Genomic DNA, 19,801 nt, shown 5'->3' with positions numbered 1-19,801 from the left:
AGGGATCAGATTTTAGGCGCGTGTCTTGCGATGGCTGCGACGCGTGCTGGTGGCCCGGCCATGCGTGGTGGCTTCGGGGGCCGAGCAGGTCTCGAACGAAGCGGGCTGAACCACGTCTTTTGCATCGGCATAATGGGCGAGATCGGCCCCGTCTTCGAGCGCATCGACTTCGTCGAACATCGCCACGCGCTGCTGGCAGAAGATCGTTCCGGCCTTGAGGCCGCCCTCGGACTGAACATTCGCCAGCTGGGTGATGTAGTCGTCATGCGCCTTCATGGCGTTACGGCCATAGGCGGATTTGAAATAGGTGTTCAGGCGCTCTTCTTCCGCAGCCAGCTTGGGGCGGAACTTCGTGACGAAGGCATTGTAGCGATCCTGTGCGCTGCATGAGAGCGCGGTCACCATCAGCTCGCTCTTCAGTCCCTGCACGTTGAAGGCTTCATGCGCCGGGGACTCGCTGCATCCTGCGGCGAAAGCGGCACCGGAGGTGACGAACGTGGCGGCAAGCAGGCTGCAGGCGGTGAAACGCGCGAACGGGCGCAGGAGGCGTTGCCGGGCAGAAAGCGACATCAGGAGACTCCACAGGAACAGAAAGAGTGAGACGGTCGTTCGAAAGGCGTGCGGCGGCATAGTTGCATCATGCGCGCGCGAGACGGAATTGTATTATGACTATGTCGCAGCAATTGCGGCGAGAAAATGCTCGCAAGCAAGAGCGAAGGTCGAATTTGCAAAAAAAAATCCGCCCGGGCTTTTCTTTTGTCTCAGCCCTGTCTCCCCCCTTCCGGTGGGGGCCAGCTTGCGCTAGGGCCATTGACGAATCTGTTTTCAGGCGCGTTGATCGTGCTTCGAAACTTCCGGTGTCGGGCCTGCTGGTACAAGGCAGAATCGATTTTCGATGAAATGTGATCAGTGGAGTTGATGGTGCGACTGCGTGGTTCTGCAATTACTCTCGTTTCGGCCCTGACCCTGGCGGCCTGCGCCCAAAAGCCCGTCGTCCAGCGCGTCGTGCCTCCCAATCCTTTCGGCTATCAGAAGGTCTCGGCCGTCTGCACCACGACCCCGGTCAAGACGGCGGCCGATGGCAGCATGAGCGTCGATATGACGGTACGCAGCGATGACGGCCTGTGCGCCCTGTCCATCCAGAAACCGGGCAACACCAATTACCGCTCCTTCGGTGTTTCGCCTGCGCCTGCGCATGGCAAGGCCTTCATGTATAATTTCGACGACCACACCTACATCACCTACACGCCCAGCACGGCCTATGCCGGCAAGGACAGCTTCACGGCTATCCTGATCCCCGGCGGAAACGCGCCGCGCACGAAGCTGACCGTCAATGCGACGGTGGATGCGACAGGCGTGACAGTTGCAGCGCCGCCTGCACCGGTTCTGGCACCTGCTGCCAAGAAGCCCGTCGCGAAGCACACGACAACGCGTCGCAAGACCAGCAAGAAGTAAGAACCCGAGTCGGTCGGCGCCCCGCTTGCGGGATTGACGCGCCGACCCTTGCTATCATCCAGCGCATCCCCCGGACATATCGTCGTGGCGATGCCGGGTGGTACGCGCCGGTTTTCAGATCGAGAACGAGATCGGCTCGTGCACAGGGCGTCGCAGTCCCGCGGCCTCGGCACGGCGAACCATTTCTTCCAGCGTAAGCGCTGCCATCTCACCACGCACGGTTTCGTCCAGAACCTGCCAGCAGGGTTCGATCACGCTGCGAAACAGCGCACCCTGAGCCGTTTCCTCTGCCCCGCTATCTTCGGACACCACGACGCGTACGATCTCGTCGAGACCGATATCGCGCTGCGGTCGTCCCAGACGATATCCCCCGCGCGGCCCACGCACGCTTTCGAGCAGGCCCGAGCGCGAGAGCGCCTGAAGCAGGGGCTCGATGCCCCTGCGGGCCAGTCCGGCACGCTCTGCAATATCCCCACCGCTGACGAGGCTGGAGCGCCCGGCATGGAAGGCCACATCGACCATGATGATCACAGCAATCATCGCCCTGTCCCTGCGGAGATACATACGGATTTTTCCTCAATGACAAATTACGCGTAATGTAGCAGTTATTGCCGCAAAATCACAGACCGGCATCGCGGGAATCAGAATCCCGCATCGCAGCACATCAAGGATTGAGTCATGACCACCCGACAGGAGATGTCCGAAGATCGTGGGCTGGCATCGCGTTATGCAGCGCCACGGGGCCGCATCTATAAGTCCATTCTCGAAACCGTAGGCGGCACGCCGCTCGTCGCGGTTCCCCGCCTGACACAGGCGGACAAGCTGCATGCACGTCTGCTGCTCAAGCTCGAATTTTTCAATCCGCTGGGGTCGGTCAAGGACCGTATCGGCGTTGCGCTCATCCAGCAGGCGGAAGCCCGCGGCGAAATCACGCCGGGCCGTACGGTGCTCGTCGAGCCGACCTCGGGCAATACGGGCATTTCGCTCGCCTTCGCTTCGGCAGCTCTCGGCTACAGGCTGATCGTCACCATGCCCGAGAGTGCATCGATCGAGCGACGCAAGATGCTGCGCATGATGGATGCACAGCTGGAGCTCACACCGGCAGCCCGGGGTATGGCAGGCGCCATTCTGCGCGCAGAGGAGCTCGTGGCGTCTCTTCCCGATGCCTGGATGCCCAGCCAGTTCGACAATCCGGCCAATCCTGAAATCCATGCCCTGACGACAGCCGAGGAGCTTTGGGAGGATACGCAGGGCGAGATCGATCTCGTCGTGGCCGGTCTTGGCACGGGGGGAACCCTGACCGGCATAGCGCGCACGCTCAAGCCCAGAAAACCGTCCATGCAGTTCTGGGGCGTGGAGCCTTCGGAAAGCGCCGTTCTCAACGGCGACGATCCCGGGCCGCACGGCATTCAGGGCATTGGGCCGGGCTTTTGTCCCAATACGCTTGATTCTTCGCTGCTCGACGGTGTGCTGGCTGTGTCGGAGCGCGACGCCATGGCGGCGGCACGCCGTTGTGCCCGTATCGAGGGCATTCCCATCGGAATTTCATCCGGCGCGTCTCTGCACGCCGCTTTGGCCCTTGCCCAGCGCGAGGAAAATGCAGGCAAGACGATCGTCTCGATCGTACCGTCTTTTGCCGAGCGCTATCTGTCGACCTCGCTTTTCAACGGACTTGTGTGAAAGGCATGAAAAAACCCTGATCCGCATGACGGGTCAGGGTCTGTTTCATCGTCCGTTCTGCGCCTTTGGCGCAGGGGGCGTCAGTGCAGGATGATTTCCACGCGACGGTTCTGCGGTTCGCGCGTGTTGGGGCCGGTCGGAACGAGCGGGTTGCTCTCACCGTAGCCCTTGATGGCAATCAGGCCACCAGCCACGCCATCACGGATCAGTTCGGCGCGGACGGCATCGGCACGGCGAAGCGAGAGCTTCATGTTGTAGCTTGCGCCACGCGCTCCGGGATGGGCTGCGCTGTTATCCGTATAGCCGTTGACTTCGATACGTGTGAGCTGCATGCGCGTCGAGTTCTGCGCAGCAGTGCCGACGATGGCGCGTGCACGGTCGGTCAGATCGGCGCGATCCCAGTCGAAGAAAACCAGATAGCTGCGTGCAGGTGCCGGGGCGGGTGCCGTCATGACAGGCACGACGGGCGGCGGCGGCGGTGCAGGATTGAATTCGTAACGCAGGCCGAGCAGCAGCGAATGGTTGAAATCGTTGCGGGTGACGCGATTGCCATCCATTGCGCCAGCCGGACGCGAGACGTCATACCCGCCGATGCTGCCATATCCCGTTGCACGATGCCCGTTCGGACCCAGCAGGGAGTAGAAGCGATATTCGGTGGTGAAAGACAGGCCGACAGCAAACGGAACGGGGAAAGACAGGCCGAAAATGCCCTGATAGGCGAAATTGCCCGTCGTACCGCCAATCGTCTGGTTCAGATAATTATTCGGTGCACGCACCGACGCGTTCATGGCCTGCCAGCCATAGCCGACACCGGCACCGAAATAGGGATAGACCCAGTTCGCGCCGATATCCATGTCGAACAGGGCGTTGGCCATCACGCCATAGCCCTGCTGACGTCCGCCTGTGGAGGAGGGGAAATAGCTCGACTTGAACTGCTGCAGACGATTGTTGCGGTAATTGCCTTCGACTTCGACACGAAAGCCGTTGCCCAGACCCCAGCCGACCGAACCGAGGCCGGTCACACCTGCGTCGTAATGGTCGCGGCCGCTTGGCAGCACAGGAGAAAGCCTGACTGTCTGATCCTGATTGAAGCTGGCGCCGCCGCTACCGGCCACATAGAGCCCCTTCACCACCTGGGCATGAGCGGACCCGGCTGCAACGTCGAGACCGGCAAGAGCGGTAAGCGCAAGCATGGTCCTGCGGAAAAGCCGTGAAAACGATCCGACCGGCTGCCGGACATCGGACAACGGGCGGCAAACGGTTTCACCGCGCGTTCGGTGTTCCAGCGTCATATCGTCTTCTCCATCCTTATCACGCGGCAGACTGAGAGAGGGCCATGGGTCCGGCCGTCCGCAGCGATCTGAATGCCGTCTTTTCGCTGAACTGTCATCCCCGTGCAACGCATGTTTCCCTTCAGGGTGCGTTCGTCCCGTTGCCGCATTCTTTCTTCCTGTCGTGACTGTGGGATGGTTGCAACACTCATCCGGGCATCGTCGCGAGACGTCATGCACGTTTACAGGCTGCGCGGCGGAAAGGTCTTTTCCACAGGTGTGGCCAGATCGTCGAGTGTGATCTCCAGAATCCAGAGATCGGGATCGTAGCGTATCTGACGCTCCAGATAGGTATCCAGCGCCTCCTGCCCTTCGAATGTCACACGCTCCCACCCGGCATCGACCGCAGTCTCGCGCAGAACGGCAAGAGCGTCCTGCCGGTCTCGCAGGACCAGAAGGACAGCACCGGCGTCCTCATCGCCCTTTCTCAGACGCATGGCGTCGTAACCCTGATTCTGGGCAAGGCGCATCAGCCCGCGCACCCACAGACCGCTTTTGAGCCGGGCTTCTGTCATGGTCGGTCGCCGGTCATGGTGCAGGGTCGTCCATATCGTCAGGTATCGCCGCCAGAGCGGCCCGATAGCTTTCGGGGCGCTGCAGAAGAAGGGCAGCGGTATCGAGATCGGCATCCGTACCCAGCGCGGCGGGGCAGTGACGCCTGATATCCAGGATTTTCGAGACGCTGACCGGAAAGCGTATCTCGCGGCTGGCCTTCACGGTTTCCGCGTCCATGAGCTTGCCTTGCACGAGAGACTGCAATTGCTGGTCGAGTGCCTGCGCTCCGCGCGAGGTACAGACCTGCGGCGTGACGCCCAGACCCTGCAACGGCCAGCCGAGAGGCGCGATGACACGACTCCATGTCACGAAAAGTTCGCCGCCATCGGGCATCTGGCCGACAGCCTGAACCAGCCCCTTGCCCAGCGTGGAACTGCCGACCACGACGGCACGACGATGATCGGAAAGTGCTGCGGCCATGATTTCGGCTGCGCTGGCCGTGCGGCCATCGACAAGCGCCACGATCGGCAGGCCATGGGTCATATCGCCACCCTGTACGGCCCAGATATGGTTGGATTTCGGGTCGCGCCCCTTGGTGACGACGGCAATGCCCCGGTCGAGAACGAGTGCCGTTGCCGTCACGGCCTGTTGCAGCACGCCGCCGCGATCGCCACGCAGATCGATGATCAGTCCCGTGAGTTTCTTGTCCTGCAGGGCCTGATCGATATTCTGGCTCAGTTCCTCGGCGGTATCCGACGAGAAAGAGGCGATACGGATGACCGCAATATGGTCATGCATGCTCGCAAAAACGGTCTGCGGGGGCACGATCTGGCGTTCGAGGCGCATGACGGCCCCGTGACGTCCCGGATCGGCCAGGAGCAGCTTGACCTTGCTGCCTGCAGGCCCCGTCATCCAGCTCTCGACTGTGGCGGGGTCCTGATTGCGGGTCGAGCGACCGTCCACAGCCAGAAGCTTCTGGCCGATATTGGCCCCGGCCGCCCAGGCAGGTCCATTGGCGTTGATGGCGGCAACGATCAGAGCACTACCGTCACGGGCGAGGGACAGGCCGACGCCGGCGACATCGCCTGTGCGGTTCGCCCTGTCGTTTCCGGCAGGGGTGGGGGCAACATAACGCGAATACGGATCGAGATGGTTGAACAGCTCGTCGAAAAAGCTCTGCAGCAGGGCATCGCGTCCTGCGCTGCGCAGGGTAGCAGAGGCATGCCAGGCAGCATCCATACTGGAAACGATGATACGGACCCATTCGGCCGTCTCGTTGTCACCCGGCTCGCGGAACTCGGAAAGGGTCTGCTGTCCGATGGTGAGCCTGAGCAGCGCAGGATCCTTGGGACCGTGAGGCGGCTCCCCCATCGTGATCGACGGATCGATGGCGGTCAGACCGTCCAGCCCCCAGAGGCTGAACGTACGGCTCGAATGACTGTCGAGCGTTCTGGGCGTCAGAAACCGAAAGGCGCTCGACAGGACAGAGGATAGCATCCCCGTATCCAGAGGCGACGTCTCGGCTGTCTCAGCGCAGGCAGGCCCGACCAGAGCAATGGAGACGATCAGCCCCATTGCGCCCATGAGCCCTCGGCAAGGCGCGCCAGTCAGGAAAGGAACGTGTTTCAGAGCCGGTGACCTTGACCATCAGAACGATGGCTTCCCCCATCGATTGCCGCTTTAGCGACCCGCAACGGGCCGCGAAAGAGAGCCTAACAGGGGGAGCGACGTTTTTGCCACGGTTTGTGGCCGCAAAAACGCATTTAGGTGCCGCTCTCACCATCTGTTGTCTTGGTAGCGCGTGACTTACGCACGGGTTTTGTTTCTTCGGTCGCAGATTCGGCCTTTTTTCTGGTCGAGGTCGCTTTTTTGGCGGCAGGCTTCTTTGCAGCTGCGGTCTTGGTCGTCGCTTTTTTCTTGGGCGCTGCTTTCCTGGTCTTCTCGGTGGTCTCTCCGGTACTGGCCGTCTTCGCGGCGGTCTTGCGCGTCGTCTTGCCTTTGGTCTTGAGAGGCTTTCCCTTCTCGGCCAGAAGCGTCAGTGCCTCGTCGAAAGTCACATCGTCCATCGACTGACCCTTGGCCAGATTGGCCACGACCTGTCCATGCTGCACATATGGGCCGAATCGTCCCTTGCGCACCAGAACAGCCTCGCCATCCTTGGGATGGGCGCCAAGCGTGCGGATGGAGGCCAGTTTCTTGGCCAGCGAGTCGATGGCGCGGTTGAGCCCGACGGTCAGCACATCGTCATCGGCATCGAGCGTGCCGAAAATCGATCCCATTTTGACATAAGGCCCGAAGCGTCCAAGCCCGGCCTCGATCATTTCGCCCGTCTCGGGGTGCGGTCCGAGCTTGCGCGGCAGGGAAAGCAGTCCGATCGCCTTGTCGAGAGTCAGCTTGTCGCCCTCCAGCCCCTTGGGGATGGTGGTGCGCTTGGGTTTGATCTTCTTGTTTTCCGGGTCGGCTTCGCCACGCTGGATATAAAGACCGTAAGGGCCGCGACGTACGGTCACTTCCTCACCGGTTTCCGGATCCTGTCCGAGACTCTTCATACCCTCTTTAAGCGTCTCGCCCTCGCCGCCATCCTCGGCGATGAGGCGCCGGGTAAACTGGCAGGTCGGATAGTTCGAGCAGCCGATGAAGGCGCCGAACTTGCCAAGACGCAGCCCAAGACGCCCTGTGCCGCAGGCCGTGCACTGACGCGGATCGCCCCCGTCTTCGCGTGTGGGGAAGAAATGCGAGCCCAGATCCTCATCGAGTGCGTCGATGACATCCGAGATCTTGAGATCCTTGGTCTGGGACACGGCGGCGGAGAAATCACGCCAGAAGGCTGCCATGATGTCATGCCAGTCGGCGCGACCGTCGGAAATATCGTCGAGCTGTTCTTCGAGCGTCGCCGTAAAATCCGTATCGACATAGCGTTCGAAGAATGAGGTCAGGAATGCCGTGACCAGACGACCGCGATCCTCGGGCACAAAACGTCTTGCTTCAAGGCGAACATAATTGCGGTCGCGCAGAACGGTCAGGATGGACGCATAGGTCGAGGGACGGCCAATGCCGATTTCTTCCATGCGCTTGACCAGACTCGCTTCCGAAAAACGCGGCGGTGGCTGCGTGAAATGCTGATCGGCCTCGACGCCGCGCGTCGTGAGGGCATCGCCCTCATTCATTGCGGGCAGGACGCGACCTTCGTCGTCATCCGACTTCGTATCGTCACGGCCTTCGCTGTAGAGCTTGAGAAAACCGTCGAAAGCGATAATCGAGCCATTGGCGCGCAGGATCGTCTTTCTGCCTGAATCCGTCAGATCGACAACAACCTGATCGAGCTCGGCCGACTGCATCTGCGAGGCGACGGCGCGTTTCCAGATCAGTTCGTAAAGACGCATCTGCTCGCCAGAGAGATGACGTGCCACCGATTCGGGCGTGCGGGTCACATCGGTCGGACGTATGGCCTCATGCGCTTCCTGCGCATTCTTGGCCTTGCTCGTATAGATTCGCGGTTTTTCAGGAAGATAGGGCGCGCCATAGGTGCCGGTAATCATGTCGCGAATGGCATGGACGGCTTCGGCCGCCATCGTCACGCCATCGGTACGCATATAGGTGATCAGACCGACGGTCTCACCGCCCAGATCGACACCTTCGTAAAGCTGCTGGGCAGCGCGCATGGTCGATTGCGCACTCATGCCGATTTTGCGCGAGGCTTCCTGTTGCAGTGTGGAGGTGGTGAACGGAGCTGGCGGGTTGCGTTTGGCTTTCTTGCGTTCGACCGAACGTACCGTAAAGGCCGAGCGTGCTACCAGATCCCGCGCGGCATGGGCTTTTTCGGCATTGTCCAGATCGAACTGGTCGAGCTTGCGCCCTTCCAGATGCGTCAGACGTGCGGAGAAATTCGCGTTGCGCGGCGTCGAGAAGGCGCCGGTGATCGACCAGTATTCCCGGCTCTTGAACACCTCGATCTCGGCTTCGCGCTCGCAGATCAGACGCAGAGCCACCGATTGCACGCGGCCTGCACTGCGGCTGCCGGGCAGCTTGCGCCACAGAACGGGTGAGAGTGTGAACCCGACCAGATAATCCAGCGCCCGGCGCGCCATATAGGCATCGATCAGCGGCTGATCGAGCGCACGTGGATTGGCCATGGCCGTCTGCACGGCGGATTTGGTAATTTCGTTGAAGGTGACGCGCTGTACGTTCTTGCCACGCAGAAGATTTTTTTCTTCCAGCACGGCGCGGACATGCCAGGAAATGGCTTCGCCTTCGCGATCCGGGTCAGTGGCGAGATAGAGCGTTCCGGCACTTTTGACCGCCTTGGCGATGGTGGCGATCTGCTTCGCCCCGCGCTCGTCGGTCTGCCAGTCCATGGCGAAATTCTCGTCAGGCCGCACGCTGCCGTCCTTGGGCGGCAGGTCGCGGACATGGCCGAAGGATGCCAGAACGATAAAGTTATCGCCCAGATATTTGTTGATGGTCTTTGCCTTTGCCGGGCTTTCGACCACTACGACATCAGTCATCTCTACTCCAGAACCGCTCCGGCCTGCTCATAACCGCAGGATCAGGCTGCAAGCACAACCTGACCCCCGGGAAGGAAGGTCGCTACGCCGCCAAGTTCGAGTTCTGACAAGGCGGATAGCACCGTGGAAACCGAGAACTGGCAGCGCGCTACAATATCGTCAACTGCCACAGGCGTCGGAGAGAGGAGTTCGTGTATCCTTTTGCGTGCTTCTTCGGGTGCAGGAGGCGGAACGAAGCCGGACATGACAGGCTCCGAAAAACCCGGCAGGCCGGTCCACTGCGGCTCGATACGGCTCTGCACGCCGCTTTCTATCTGGTTGAGAACGTCCTGGGCTGTTTCGGTCAGAATCGCTCCCTGACGCAGCAGATCGTTGCCGCCGCGCGAACGCGGGTCCAGAGGCGATCCGGGCACGGCGAATACGTCGCGTCCGTATTCCAGCGCCAGTCTTGCCGTAATCAGTGTGCCGGAGCGCAGGGCAGCCTCGACAAGAATCACACCAAGCGACAGACCCGCGATCAGACGATTGCGACGGGGGAAGTGACTGGCTTGCGGAATGGTTCCGAGAGGGGCCTCGGTAACCACGCAGCCCTGCTCGGCAATGGCGCGATACAGCCCTTCGTTTTCCGGAGGATAAAAACAGTCGAGCCCACCCGCAGCCGCGCCGATCGTCATGCCCTCATGCAACGCGGCACGATGGGCGACCGAGTCGATACCGCGGGCAAGACCGGAGACGATCACGCAGCCCTGACGGGCGAGCGCCCCGCTCAGACTTTCGGCAAGGCGTAACCCACCCGCAGAGGCATTGCGTGCGCCCACCACACCGATTGCCCGTTGAGACAGGCGTTCGACACGACCCCATACGCCCAGAACGGGAGGGGCATCGGGAATGCGGGCAAGGAGCGGTGGATAGGCTGCATCGCCGAGCACAAGCATCTGCGCGCCCATGCGGTCCAGTCTGTCCTGTTCATCGAGAATCGAATCCGGTGAGGGAATGGTGACGCCGCCCCGTCGTCCGGCTCTGCGTGCGCGTTCGGGCAGGGCAGCGAGCGCTTCGCTCGCCGATCCGTGTTCGTTCAGAAGACGGCGAAAATTGACGGGCCCGATTCCTTCCGTCCGGGCCAGCCTGATGAGATCAAGCCGTTCTGCGGGAGAAGGAATGCCGGTCACGCGTCCGATGCCCTCAGATTTCCTGCTTGGTCTGTGGCGGTGGATCGATATTGATCCGCGATTCCCGCCCCGTGAGCAGACGTCTGATATTGCTTGTATGACGCAGCAGGATAATCAGCGTCAGAAAGAGCGTGGCAACAGGCAGAGGGCTTTGCACTGGCTGTTCGCTCAGAGGGGCCATGATGAACGGGGCGACGGCGAATGCGGCCAGGGCCCCTGCCGAAGAGATATGGGAGAGTTTGGCAACTGCCAGCCAGACCAGGCAGCAGGCAATACCCACCGGCCAGCACAGGGCGAAAAGCGCGCCCAGACCTGTCGCCACGCCCTTGCCACCTCGAAAGCCGAGCCAGACCGGGAAACAATGACCGATCACCACAAAAACGGCGGCTATGGCCATGCCGGTCTGGATCTGCCCATCGAGCAGAAGCGGGACCATGAGAACGGCCAGAGCACCCTTGAGCGCATCGAGCAGAAGGGTGGCGGCCGCCAGCCCCTTGCGTCCCGTGCGCAGAACATTGGTCGCGCCGATATTCCCTGAGCCGATCTTGCGAATATCGCCCGCTCCGCCGACCCGGCTGATCAGCAATCCGAAAGGGATGCTGCCCAGCAGATAGGCAAGTCCGGCACAAAGCAGAAAAGGCGGGGTGAGCAGGGTATTGATCATGCTGCCTGCCCGTCGAAAACGCGTTGCCCCTGTTTCCAGGTGCCGATCACGCGTCCTTTCAGGCTTCTGCCATCGAACGGCGTGTTCTGCGCGCGTCCGGGTTGCTCACCGGCCTCGACCACCCATTCGGCATCGAGATCGACCAGGCACAGATCGGCACTGGCTCCTTCGGCAAGCGTACCGGCATCGCATCCCAGAATTGCCGCAGGCCTGCGCGTCATGAGGGCAACAAGCTGGGGCAGAATCAGGATATTGTCATGAACCAGAGACAGACCGACACCCAGCAAGGTCGTCAGCCCTGTCCCGCCCGCACTGGCCTGTGCAAAAGGCAGACGTTTGTCATCGGCATCCCACGGAGCATGATCGGACGCGATGGCGTCGATCGTCCCATCGGCCAGCGCCGCACAGACCGCCAGACGGTCTTCTTCCGCACGCAGCGGGGGCGAGAGCTTGGCATAGGTGCGAAATTCGCCGATCGCTTCTTCATTCAGCGCAAAATAGGGGGGGGCCGTATCGCAGGTGATGGCCAGCCCGCGCGCTTTCGCCTGACGGATCAGCTCAAGGCCTTCACCGGTCGAGACATGGCCGAAATGCAGGGGGGCACCGGTCATTTCCGCCAGTCGGATATCGCGTGCGATCAGAATGGCTTCTGCGGCGGCCGGTATCTGCGGCAGGCCCATGCGCGTAGCCAGGGCGCCAGCGGTCGCAGCGCCTCCCTTGGCCAGAGACGGATCTTCGGGATGTTGCACGACCAGCGCGCCGATGCCCTTGGCATAGGCCAAGAGCTGGCGCATGCGCTTGGTGTCGGCAATGGCATGAATACCATCCGTAAAAGCCACGGCACCGGCCTCACGCAGCATGCCGAGCTCGGCCATCTCCTCGCCCTTGCAGCCCTTTGTCAGGGCGCCGTAGGGCAGAATGGTCACAAGGCCCGTTTCCTCGCCCCGACCGCGCAGCAGGCGCACAAGGGCCGGCTCGTCGATGGCGGGTTTGGAGTTGGGCAGGGCAGCAAGCGTGGTCACACCCCCCGCCACGGCCGCACGGGCGCAGGAGGCAATGGTTTCGCGATATTCGAAACCCGGCTCGCCGATCGCGACGCGCATATCGACCAGACCGGGGCAAAGCACGGCACCTTTGCCGTCGATGCTCTGTGCGCCTTCTGGCGTACCTTCGGCGCCGGCCTTGTCGCGCCCTGCAATGCGACCGTTCGAGACGCGCAGACGCGAGGGCGCATCTTGGCCGGAAACCGGGTCGATCAGCCGGATGTTTTCAAAAACGAGATCGGTCATGACGCAATCCGCATGCGTGAAAGTCGGTCGAGCACGGCCATGCGTACGGCCACACCCATCTCGACCTGTTCCTGAATGACGCTCTGAGCCGAATCGGCGACATCAGAGGCAATCTCGACACCGCGATTCATCGGGCCGGGATGCATGACGAGCGCGCCGGGCTTTGCCAGTGCAAGACGACGGCTATCCACGCCATAGAAGCGGAAGAACTCGCGTGCGCTCGGCACGAGTCCGGCGCCCATACGTTCGCGCTGGAGACGCAGCGTCATCACCACATCGGCGTCGCGCAACCCGCTTTCCATATCGTGATGAATGGATACCGACCCCAGAGAGGCCATGGCCGCAGGCACCAGCGTGGGCGGCCCCACCAGACGCACCTTGCTCCCCATGGCGGTCAGCAGATGAATGTTCGAGCGTGCCACACGGCTATGACCCACATCGCCGCAGATCGCGACGGTCAGACCGCTGAGCGTACCCAGATGACGCTTGATGGTCAGCGCATCCAGCAAGGCCTGTGTCGGGTGCTCGTGCATGCCGTCACCGGCATTGACCACACTGGCTTCGACTTTCTGCGCCAGCAGGGCAGGCGCACCCGAGGCGGCATGACGCACGACTAGCAGATCGCAGCGCATGGCATTGAGCGTGGCTGCCGTGTCGAGCAGCGTTTCGCCCTTGTTCACCGAAGAGGTCGCGACCGTCATGTTGATGACATCCGCGCCCAGACGCTTGCCCGCCAGTTCGAAGCTGGTGCGCGTACGTGTGCTGTCCTCGAAGAACATGTTGATCACCGTCCGGCCACGCAGCGCATCGCGCGGGGCGGTGCGCGAACGGCTCAGCAGGGCATAATTGGCCGCGAGATCGAGATAAGGGGTGATCTCATCGGCGCTCATGCCCTCAAGGCCGAGCAGGTGATGCCGTCGGGTGAGCGTCTCAGCCATGCGCGATCGCGGCTCCTATACGGGCCAGAACCTCGTCCCGGCCAAGGGCTTGAAGGGTCAGATCGATGCCGGGCGATACCGTGCTGCCTGTCATGGCTGCACGCAGGGGCTGGGCGACCTGACCCAGCTTGATGGACTTGGTTTCGGCAAATTCGCGCAGAGCCGCATCGATGGCGGGCGCCTCGAAGGGCTCGACCAGAGCGAGCGCCTGCGCGACACCGCGCAGCACGTCCTTGCCCTCTTCCGAAAGCTGCTTCTGTGCCTTCGCATCGTAGCTAAAGGGCAGCGACCGCCCGAGGAAAGCCGCACTGTCAGCCAGATCGGTCAGCAGCTTGGCGCGTTCCTTCAGCCCCGGCATCAGGGTCAGCACGCGCGCGCGCAGGGCATCGTCTACCGTTACGTCCTCGCGCTCCTTCAGACGATCCAGCACGTCTTCGGTCAGGCGTGCATCGTCGGCCTCACGCATATAGACGCCATTGAGATGCGTGAGCTTGACGTAGTCCATGCGTGACGGCGAGCGCCCCACACCATCCAGATCGAACAGGCGGATCTGTTCCTCGCGGTTCAGGATCTCGGCATCGCCGTGACCCCAGCCCAGACGCAGCAGGTAGTTGCACAGCGCTTCCGGCAGGAAGCCTTCATCGCGGAACTCCACCACGGATTGTGCACCATGGCGCTTGGACAGTTTGGCTCCATCTGGGCCATGGATCAGCGGCAAATGCGCAAAATTCGGCAGATCCCAGCCCATGGCACGATAGATCATGGCCTGACGGAACGTGTTGGTCAGATGGTCGTCACCCCGGATGACATGGGTGATCGCCATATCATGATCGTCGCATACCACCGCGTGAAGATAGGTGGGCGTACCATCGGAGCGCAGAATGATCAGATCGTCCATTTCGGCATTGGCCACGCGGACCTCGCCCTGAACCAGATCGTTGATTATGGTTTCGCCCTCACGCGGGGCTTTCAGGCGCACCGCAAAAGGCGCCCCTTCAGGGGCCTCTGACGGGTCGCGGTCGCGCCACATCCCGTTATAGCGGGGCGGCTGGCCGTTCGCGATGGCGTCTTCGCGCATCTGCTTCAGCTCGTCGGCCGTGCAATAGCAGCGATAAGCCAGACCCTTCTCCAGCAGTTCATGCGCCACTTCCGTATGACGCTCCTGACGCGTGGACTGGAAGACGGGCTCTTCATCCGCAGTGATGCCCATCCAGGCCAGTCCGTCGAAAATCACATCGACCGCGCGCTGCGTGGAGCGCTCGCGATCCGTGTCCTCGATCCTGAGTAGGAATTGTCCACCGTGATGGCGGGCGAAAAGGAAATTGAACAGGGCCGCACGGGCATTGCCGATATGCAGCAAGCCGGTGGGAGAAGGGGCAAAGCGTGTGCGAACGGTCATGGCGGGTGCATAGCATGATTGCGTGCGCTGCACTACAGGATGGCGATTTGTTGTCCGGTGTGCGGGCACCCTGTCATCGGGGTCGGTATCATGGGCCGCATGACCTTTAGCCCCGTCAGAAGACAGTCGTTCTCCTGAAACCCGCTTGTTGAAAATCCGGATGGGAAAACCGGGATCGATGGGACAGGCTCCTCTCCCGGAAGCAGGGCAGAGCCTCATGAGGAGTCCCATGACATCAGAGAAACCGTCCAGACGATGATCCTGATATGGCGGCCCTGATATACGGTATTTGCAGAATCCTGTATTCGATGTAACGATACCGACATGAAAAGCCGTCTTGTCCCGTACCTGATTTCCTCACTTGCCTGTATTGCCTCCATAGGGGCAGTCTCAGCGTCTGCAGCGCCGCTGGAGCCCAAGGTCATTATTGTGGCTGGGTGGGAAAACGGGGCCGATACTGGCGATGCACCGGGTGAATATCAGGACTGGGTCGAGCGTGAGCATCTCGACCGGCAGGTGCCTGTGCGTGGCGTGAAAGAGCCGATCCTCAGGCGCAATGCCGACGGGGTTTATGGAATCGTGCTGCGTTCCGGCGCGTCCGAGCTCATGGCGCTTGCGCTCGACCCGGCTTTCGACCTGAAAAAGACGTACTGGATTTTCACCGGGATCTCGGGTGTGAATCCCAATGTGGCGTCGGTCGGGAGCGTGGCCTGGGCACGCTGGGTTGTCGATGGCGATGCCCTGCGCGAACTGGACGATCGCTCCATTCCCAAAGGCTGGCCTTATGGGCTGTATGCCATCGGTGCAGATCGTCCCAACGCATTGCCTGAAAATCCCAACCATTATGGTTCGGTCACGGATGTGGCGCAGTTGACCAAGGCCTATCCGCTCAATCAGGGACTGGCACGCTGGGCCTATGGTCTGAGCAGGAATGTGGCACTTGCCGACGACCCCGAAATTGCACGCAGGCGGGCAGCCTGGCCTGCGCGCCTTCCAGCCAGCAAGCCCCCCATGATCGTGATGGGCGAGACGCTGGGTGCCATGCGCTACTGGCATGGCGAAGCACGCAACGGCTGGGCGCAGGACTGGGTAAAACTCTGGACGAAGAACCAGGGCGTTTTCGTCATGACCAATGAGGAAAGCCAGACAAACCAGAAGCAGATGCGTCTTCTTGCCAAATGGGGCTATGTCGATCCTGAGCGCGTAATGGTCCTGCGTTCGGGTTCCAACCCGTCCATGCCACCGCCGGGTGTCTCCCTGACCGAGTCGATGGGCGATGAGGGGCCGGGGCAGATTATCGCATTCGACAATAACGAGCGGGTGGGTGCGCCGGTCGTGGCAGAGCTGATCCATCACTGGGATCGTTACCGCGATCATGTGCCCGACGCCCCCTGACAGGCGCTTTCCTGGGCGTGTGGGCAGGAATGCGCCTTGCGAACAGGGGCAAGGTGAAACCCCGTGATCGTGTTTCGCAGTCTCGAACGCTGCGAGCGTGTGCTTCTGGCTCAGGGCAGGGGGCTTGCCGCATGGCTGGCCGTGGCATGGGCTGCGGGATGCCTTGTCTATTTTCTTCCGCTTTATGAGCCGGGAGGGCGGTGGGCGAGCGCCTGTGTTCTGACGGGAGGGCTCGTGCTTGTTCCGGGCTGGAAGCGGCTTTGCACGCGCAGCGTCGGTCTTGTCATGATCATGACCGGTCTGGGTTTTCTCGCTGCGCGTGGGCAGGCATTGCGACAGCCCCCCATGCCCGCTTTGCCCTCACTCGGTGTGACGATGCATGGCGTGGTGGCCGATGTTGCGACAAGGCGCGATGCAGGGCAGGTCCTGCAACGTCTGCGCATCGAACATGCCGTGTTCGAAACCGGTGTGGATATCGGCATGGCTCCGCTCAGACGCGACCTGCTGCTTTTTGCGCATGACGACCGGGACTACGAGCCGGGCATGACCCTGCGACTGCGCGCCGTGCTTCGCCCACCGGACTGGCCCGATTTCCCCGGTGCGCGAGACAGGCAGCGCGAGGCGTGGTTCGAGGGGCTGGCCGGAACAGGGCGTGTTCTGGGCGTGCCAGTTATTCTCGAAGCCCCCAAAGGCTACAGGCTGGGGCGCTGGCGAGGGCTGATCGCTTCGGTGATTGCCCATCACCTGTACGGCCAGCGTGCAGCCATTGCCTCGACGCTTCTTGCCGGTCATGGCGAGGCGATCAGCCAGCAGACGAGACAGGATTACGCGGCGTCGGGTCTTGCGCATATTCTGGCCGTTGCGGGGCTGCATCTGGGGCTCGTGATGGGCACGGTGTTTTTCGTCACAAGGCAGATGCTCGTTCTCTGGCCCTGGCTCGGTCTGCGTCTGCCCTGTCGTGAAATCGCCGCCTTTGCAGCGCTCGGGGTGGGGGCGGTTTATGTCATGCTCACCGGGGCTCACCTGCCTGCCTTGCGCAGTCTCGGCATGGCCGGTCTGGCCACGCTGGCGCTGCTGAGCGGGCGTCGCGTTCTCTCCATGCGCTCCCTTGCGGTGGTGGCGTTCGTGCTGCTCATCGCCTCGCCGGTTCTCGTGCTTGATCTGTCTTTCCAGATGTCTTTTGCGGCCGTAATGGCCCTGATTGCGGGGTATGACGCTCTGCGCCCCTGGTTCGTCCGGCGGGCCGAAAGAGGTCGTCAGGGTGGGGTGGAACATCATCTTCTGCTGCTCGTTTTGACCAGTGCTCTGGCAGGAGGCGCGACTCTGCCCCTTGTCATGGCGGGGTTCGGCAGTTTCCAGCCCTGGTTTGTGATGGCCAACCTTCTGGCCGTGCCTGTCGCCGCGTTTTGCGTGATGCCAGCAGGGCTTTGCGCCCTGATGCTCATGCCGCTTGGAGCTGCGGCTGCGCCGCTCTGGGTCATGGGGCAGGGAATAGGGCTTATCTCGTTTCTGGCATCCCGTGTTGCTGCACTGCCCCTGGCTCATATTGCCGTACCGCACATGCCGTTCCGGGGAGTGGTGCTTTATATGGCAGGGCTATGCGGATTATGCCTCTGGCGAGGCAGGGCGCGCGCCGTCTTTCTGCCCTGCATGGTTCTTGCCGTGCTGTCGCCTCTGTCTGGCACGAGACCGCTCGTGCTGGTCTCTCCCGATGCAGGGCTGATCGCCTTTCAGGATCGCGACCGGTGGATAGCGGGGCCACATAACGGGCTCGAAAACCGAATTCTGACGTCGTGGCAGCAGGCCTGGCCGTTACCTGTCACGGCGTCGGCACAATTGGATTCCTGTTCCGAAGCAGGATGTCGTTTCCGTGTCGGGGAGCAGGCTGTGAGGCTGCAATTCCGACCGGTGGCCCCAGCGCTGTTACAGGCAAACTGTGAAAGCGCTTCTCTGATAGTGAGCGCTATCCCCCTGTCCGATACATGCAAGACAGGTCTTTTCATCGATCGGTTTACGGTCTGGCGTGACGGTGCGGTCATGGTGCGCAGGCGGAGAAACCGGAAAGGGGCGGCGGGCTTCGAAATCCTGTCCGATCGCGCGTGGCGTGGGGCACGGCTCTGGGTCCCGCGTCCCGGTTTCAGAGGCATGCCGAATCTGCCTCTGGCCCGGGAAGAATAGGCCTCGCCTCAGGCCTGATCTTTTCTGGGATAGAAATGCAGCGCAACGCGCTCCATGGTCAGGCCCTGAACCAGAATGGTGAACACAACGATCCCGTAGCAGATGGGCGCCAGAATATCCTTCATCGGTCCGGCTGGCAGGGTCAGGGCGAGCGAAAGCGAGATACCGCCGCGCAGTCCGCCCCATGTGAGAACGGCCAGCATGCGCCCGCGATGCTCGCCATAGAGGTGGATAGGCAGGATCGCCAGAAACACGCTGAGCGCACGCGCTGCAATGGAGAGCGGAACACCCAGAAGCAGCGCCCAGAGAGCATGTCGGCTCGGGATGGCAGCCAGAACCTCAAAGCCGATCATGAGGAACAAGAGCGCGTTCAGGATTTCGTCCACGAGGGTCCAGAAGCTGTTCAGCTCTTCGCGTGCGTGCTCGTCCATGCTGCTTCTTGCGCGTTCGCTGCCAAGGCATAAGCCTGCCACCACCACGGCAATCGGACCCGACATGCCCAGCGCATGGGCAAGACTGAACGTGCCCGCAGCAAGGCTGAGTGAAACCAGAAGCTGCAAATGGCTGTCACGTACCGCCCGAAAGCAGAGCAGCGCGATCAGCCCGGCCACGAAACCGAGCCCCGCACCGCCGATCGCCTCGATCCCGAAAGCCTCGACCGCGTCCATGAATGTCAGGTGATGCGCTTCACCGGTGACCAGCGTCATGGCAAGGCCGAAAATGACGATGCTTATGCCGTCATTGAACAGGCTTTCTCCTGCAAAGATGGCCTGTATCGGCCCTGGCAGGCCGAGCCTGCGCAGCATGCCAACCACCGACACGGGATCGGTCGGGGCAAGGATCGCCCCCAACACCACGCACCAGAGAAAAGGAACGGGCAGCCCCACCGCCCCCATGACCCAGTACATGGCGCCACCAAGAAGGAAGACCGCAAGAATCGTCCCGATAATGGCGAGAAAAAGCACGGAGAACTTGCGCTCCATAAGCTCCTTCGTGTCGACCTGAAGCGCGCCTGCAAAAAGCAGGAAAGACAACGCGCCATCGAGCAGATTGCCCGGCAGGTCGGCCGAGGCGAGCAGGGTCATGGGAAGCGTATGCAGATCCACACTCGGCAGAGCGATATCGAGCCCTTTGACAATCAGCGACACAACAAGGGCGATCAGCAATATGCCGATCGTCATCGGCAGTTTGAGCAGCTTGTAATTGAGAATGCCGCAAATGGTGCAAAGCGTCAGAAGGATCGCAAAAAGGCTGAGTGAGGACATTAAATCTCTTCGTCGCTGGTGCTGGAGGGGGCATATTT

16 protein-coding genes are annotated in these 19,801 nt (G+C 61.7%); 4 read left to right on the top strand and 12 right to left on the bottom strand.

Translation table 11 applies throughout. From position 1 onward, the window contains the following. Window positions 1-12 precede the first annotated feature (12 nt). Window positions 13-570, bottom strand: coding sequence for a hypothetical protein (locus tag NF685_RS12060; protein ID WP_252849797.1), 558 nt, complete (start codon window positions 568-570; stop codon window positions 13-15). 348 nt (window positions 571-918) lie between these two features. Between NF685_RS12060 and NF685_RS12055 the strand changes: the two genes are divergently transcribed. Beyond that, on the top strand, window positions 919-1,455 hold the full coding sequence (locus tag NF685_RS12055; RefSeq protein WP_222548358.1) for a hypothetical protein: 537 nt from the start codon (window positions 919-921) through the stop codon (window positions 1,453-1,455). A 114-nt stretch (window positions 1,456-1,569) separates the two neighbouring features. On the opposite strand, the gene NF685_RS12050 is transcribed toward NF685_RS12055, so the two are convergent. Continuing rightward, window positions 1,570-2,019 carry an RrF2 family transcriptional regulator gene (locus NF685_RS12050; protein WP_222548357.1) on the bottom strand — a complete coding sequence of 150 codons (450 nt, stop codon included), beginning with the start codon at window positions 2,017-2,019 and terminating at the stop codon, window positions 1,570-1,572. A gap of 114 nt (window positions 2,020-2,133) precedes the next feature. Between NF685_RS12050 and cysK the strand changes: the two genes are divergently transcribed. Continuing rightward, entirely contained in the window at window positions 2,134-3,135 is a 1,002-nt protein-coding gene (gene cysK / locus NF685_RS12045; protein ID WP_289847461.1) for a cysteine synthase A, read from the top strand. Window positions 3,136-3,215: 80 nt separating this feature from the next. Here cysK and NF685_RS12040 read toward each other — a convergent pair whose 3' ends face one another. From NF685_RS12040 to gltX, 9 genes are all read right to left on the bottom strand, one after another. Next, entirely contained in the window at window positions 3,216-4,328 is a 1,113-nt protein-coding gene (locus NF685_RS12040; RefSeq protein ID WP_252849853.1) for an OmpA family protein, read from the bottom strand. A gap of 320 nt (window positions 4,329-4,648) precedes the next feature. After that, complete coding sequence (locus tag NF685_RS12035; protein ID WP_252849796.1) at window positions 4,649-4,981, bottom strand: DUF1491 family protein; 333 nt, start codon at window positions 4,979-4,981, stop codon at window positions 4,649-4,651. Window positions 4,982-4,994: 13 nt separating this feature from the next. Then, window positions 4,995-6,545, bottom strand: coding sequence for a S41 family peptidase (locus tag NF685_RS12030; RefSeq protein WP_252849795.1), 1,551 nt, complete (start codon window positions 6,543-6,545; stop codon window positions 4,995-4,997). 179 nt (window positions 6,546-6,724) lie between these two features. Further along, window positions 6,725-9,466, bottom strand: a complete 2,742-nt coding sequence (gene topA, locus NF685_RS12025) for a type I DNA topoisomerase (RefSeq protein WP_252849794.1) — start codon at window positions 9,464-9,466, stop codon at window positions 6,725-6,727. 41 nt (window positions 9,467-9,507) lie between these two features. Further along, window positions 9,508-10,635, bottom strand: a complete 1,128-nt coding sequence (dprA, locus tag NF685_RS12020) for a DNA-processing protein DprA (protein ID WP_252849793.1) — start codon at window positions 10,633-10,635, stop codon at window positions 9,508-9,510. Between the two features lie 13 nt (window positions 10,636-10,648). Then, window positions 10,649-11,299 carry a glycerol-3-phosphate 1-O-acyltransferase PlsY gene (plsY, locus tag NF685_RS12015; RefSeq protein ID WP_222548352.1) on the bottom strand — a complete coding sequence of 217 codons (651 nt, stop codon included), beginning with the start codon at window positions 11,297-11,299 and terminating at the stop codon, window positions 10,649-10,651. Beyond that, on the bottom strand, window positions 11,296-12,588 hold the full coding sequence (locus tag NF685_RS12010; protein ID WP_252849792.1) for a dihydroorotase: 1,293 nt from the start codon (window positions 12,586-12,588) through the stop codon (window positions 11,296-11,298). The genes plsY and NF685_RS12010 overlap by 4 nt, the downstream gene beginning before the upstream one ends. Further along, window positions 12,585-13,526 (bottom strand): aspartate carbamoyltransferase catalytic subunit, encoded by a 942-nt coding sequence (locus tag NF685_RS12005; RefSeq protein WP_252849791.1) that lies wholly within the window; start codon window positions 13,524-13,526, stop codon window positions 12,585-12,587. The genes NF685_RS12010 and NF685_RS12005 overlap by 4 nt, the downstream gene beginning before the upstream one ends. Then, window positions 13,519-14,925, bottom strand: a complete 1,407-nt coding sequence (gltX, locus tag NF685_RS12000) for a glutamate--tRNA ligase (RefSeq protein WP_252849790.1) — start codon at window positions 14,923-14,925, stop codon at window positions 13,519-13,521. Before gltX ends, NF685_RS12005 begins: the two co-directional genes overlap by 8 nt. A 324-nt stretch (window positions 14,926-15,249) precedes the next feature. Here gltX and NF685_RS11995 point away from each other — a divergent pair, with 324 nt between their 5' ends. Then, window positions 15,250-16,320: a purine-nucleoside phosphorylase gene (locus NF685_RS11995; RefSeq protein ID WP_252849789.1), complete on the top strand. Its 1,071-nt coding sequence runs from the start codon at window positions 15,250-15,252 to the stop codon at window positions 16,318-16,320. A gap of 63 nt (window positions 16,321-16,383) precedes the next feature. Then, window positions 16,384-18,498 (top strand): ComEC/Rec2 family competence protein, encoded by a 2,115-nt coding sequence (locus NF685_RS11990; RefSeq protein ID WP_252849788.1) that lies wholly within the window; start codon window positions 16,384-16,386, stop codon window positions 18,496-18,498. A gap of 8 nt (window positions 18,499-18,506) precedes the next feature. Here NF685_RS11990 and NF685_RS11985 read toward each other — a convergent pair whose 3' ends face one another. After that, the gene (locus NF685_RS11985) at window positions 18,507-19,763 is read right to left on the bottom strand and encodes a cation:proton antiporter (protein ID WP_252849787.1); all 1,257 of its coding nucleotides are present in this window, start codon (window positions 19,761-19,763) and stop codon (window positions 18,507-18,509) included. Window positions 19,764-19,801 lie beyond the last annotated feature (38 nt).

It is taken from the genome of Asaia lannensis NBRC 102526 (assembly GCF_024054035.1).
GTDB lineage: Bacteria > Pseudomonadota > Alphaproteobacteria > Acetobacterales > Acetobacteraceae > Asaia > Asaia lannensis.
The sequence above is the reverse complement of the archived record's forward strand: the minus strand, read 5'-3'. Positions and strand labels throughout refer to the sequence as shown.

What these genes read in the sequence shown, in the direction of transcription:
- NF685_RS12060 (WP_252849797.1), bottom strand. Translation starts at nt 570, where the DNA reads ATGTCGCTTTCTGCCCGGCAACGCCTCCTGCGCCCGTTCGCGCGTTTC.
- NF685_RS12055 (WP_222548358.1), top strand. Translation starts at nt 919, where the DNA reads ATGGTGCGACTGCGTGGTTCTGCAATTACTCTCGTTTCGGCCCTGACC.
- NF685_RS12050 (WP_222548357.1), bottom strand. Translation starts at nt 2,019, where the DNA reads ATGTATCTCCGCAGGGACAGGGCGATGATTGCTGTGATCATCATGGTC.
- cysK (WP_289847461.1), top strand. Translation starts at nt 2,134, where the DNA reads ATGACCACCCGACAGGAGATGTCCGAAGATCGTGGGCTGGCATCGCGT.
- NF685_RS12040 (WP_252849853.1), bottom strand. Translation starts at nt 4,328, where the DNA reads ATGCTTGCGCTTACCGCTCTTGCCGGTCTCGACGTTGCAGCCGGGTCC.
- NF685_RS12035 (WP_252849796.1), bottom strand. Translation starts at nt 4,981, where the DNA reads ATGACAGAAGCCCGGCTCAAAAGCGGTCTGTGGGTGCGCGGGCTGATG.
- NF685_RS12030 (WP_252849795.1), bottom strand. Translation starts at nt 6,545, where the DNA reads ATGGGCGCAATGGGGCTGATCGTCTCCATTGCTCTGGTCGGGCCTGCC.
- topA (WP_252849794.1), bottom strand. Translation starts at nt 9,466, where the DNA reads ATGACTGATGTCGTAGTGGTCGAAAGCCCGGCAAAGGCAAAGACCATC.
- plsY (WP_222548352.1), bottom strand. Translation starts at nt 11,299, where the DNA reads ATGATCAATACCCTGCTCACCCCGCCTTTTCTGCTTTGTGCCGGACTT.
- NF685_RS12010 (WP_252849792.1), bottom strand. Translation starts at nt 12,588, where the DNA reads ATGACCGATCTCGTTTTTGAAAACATCCGGCTGATCGACCCGGTTTCC.
- NF685_RS12005 (WP_252849791.1), bottom strand. Translation starts at nt 13,526, where the DNA reads ATGGCTGAGACGCTCACCCGACGGCATCACCTGCTCGGCCTTGAGGGC.
- gltX (WP_252849790.1), bottom strand. Translation starts at nt 14,925, where the DNA reads ATGACCGTTCGCACACGCTTTGCCCCTTCTCCCACCGGCTTGCTGCAT.
- NF685_RS11995 (WP_252849789.1), top strand. Translation starts at nt 15,250, where the DNA reads ATGAAAAGCCGTCTTGTCCCGTACCTGATTTCCTCACTTGCCTGTATT.
- NF685_RS11985 (WP_252849787.1), bottom strand. Translation starts at nt 19,763, where the DNA reads ATGTCCTCACTCAGCCTTTTTGCGATCCTTCTGACGCTTTGCACCATT.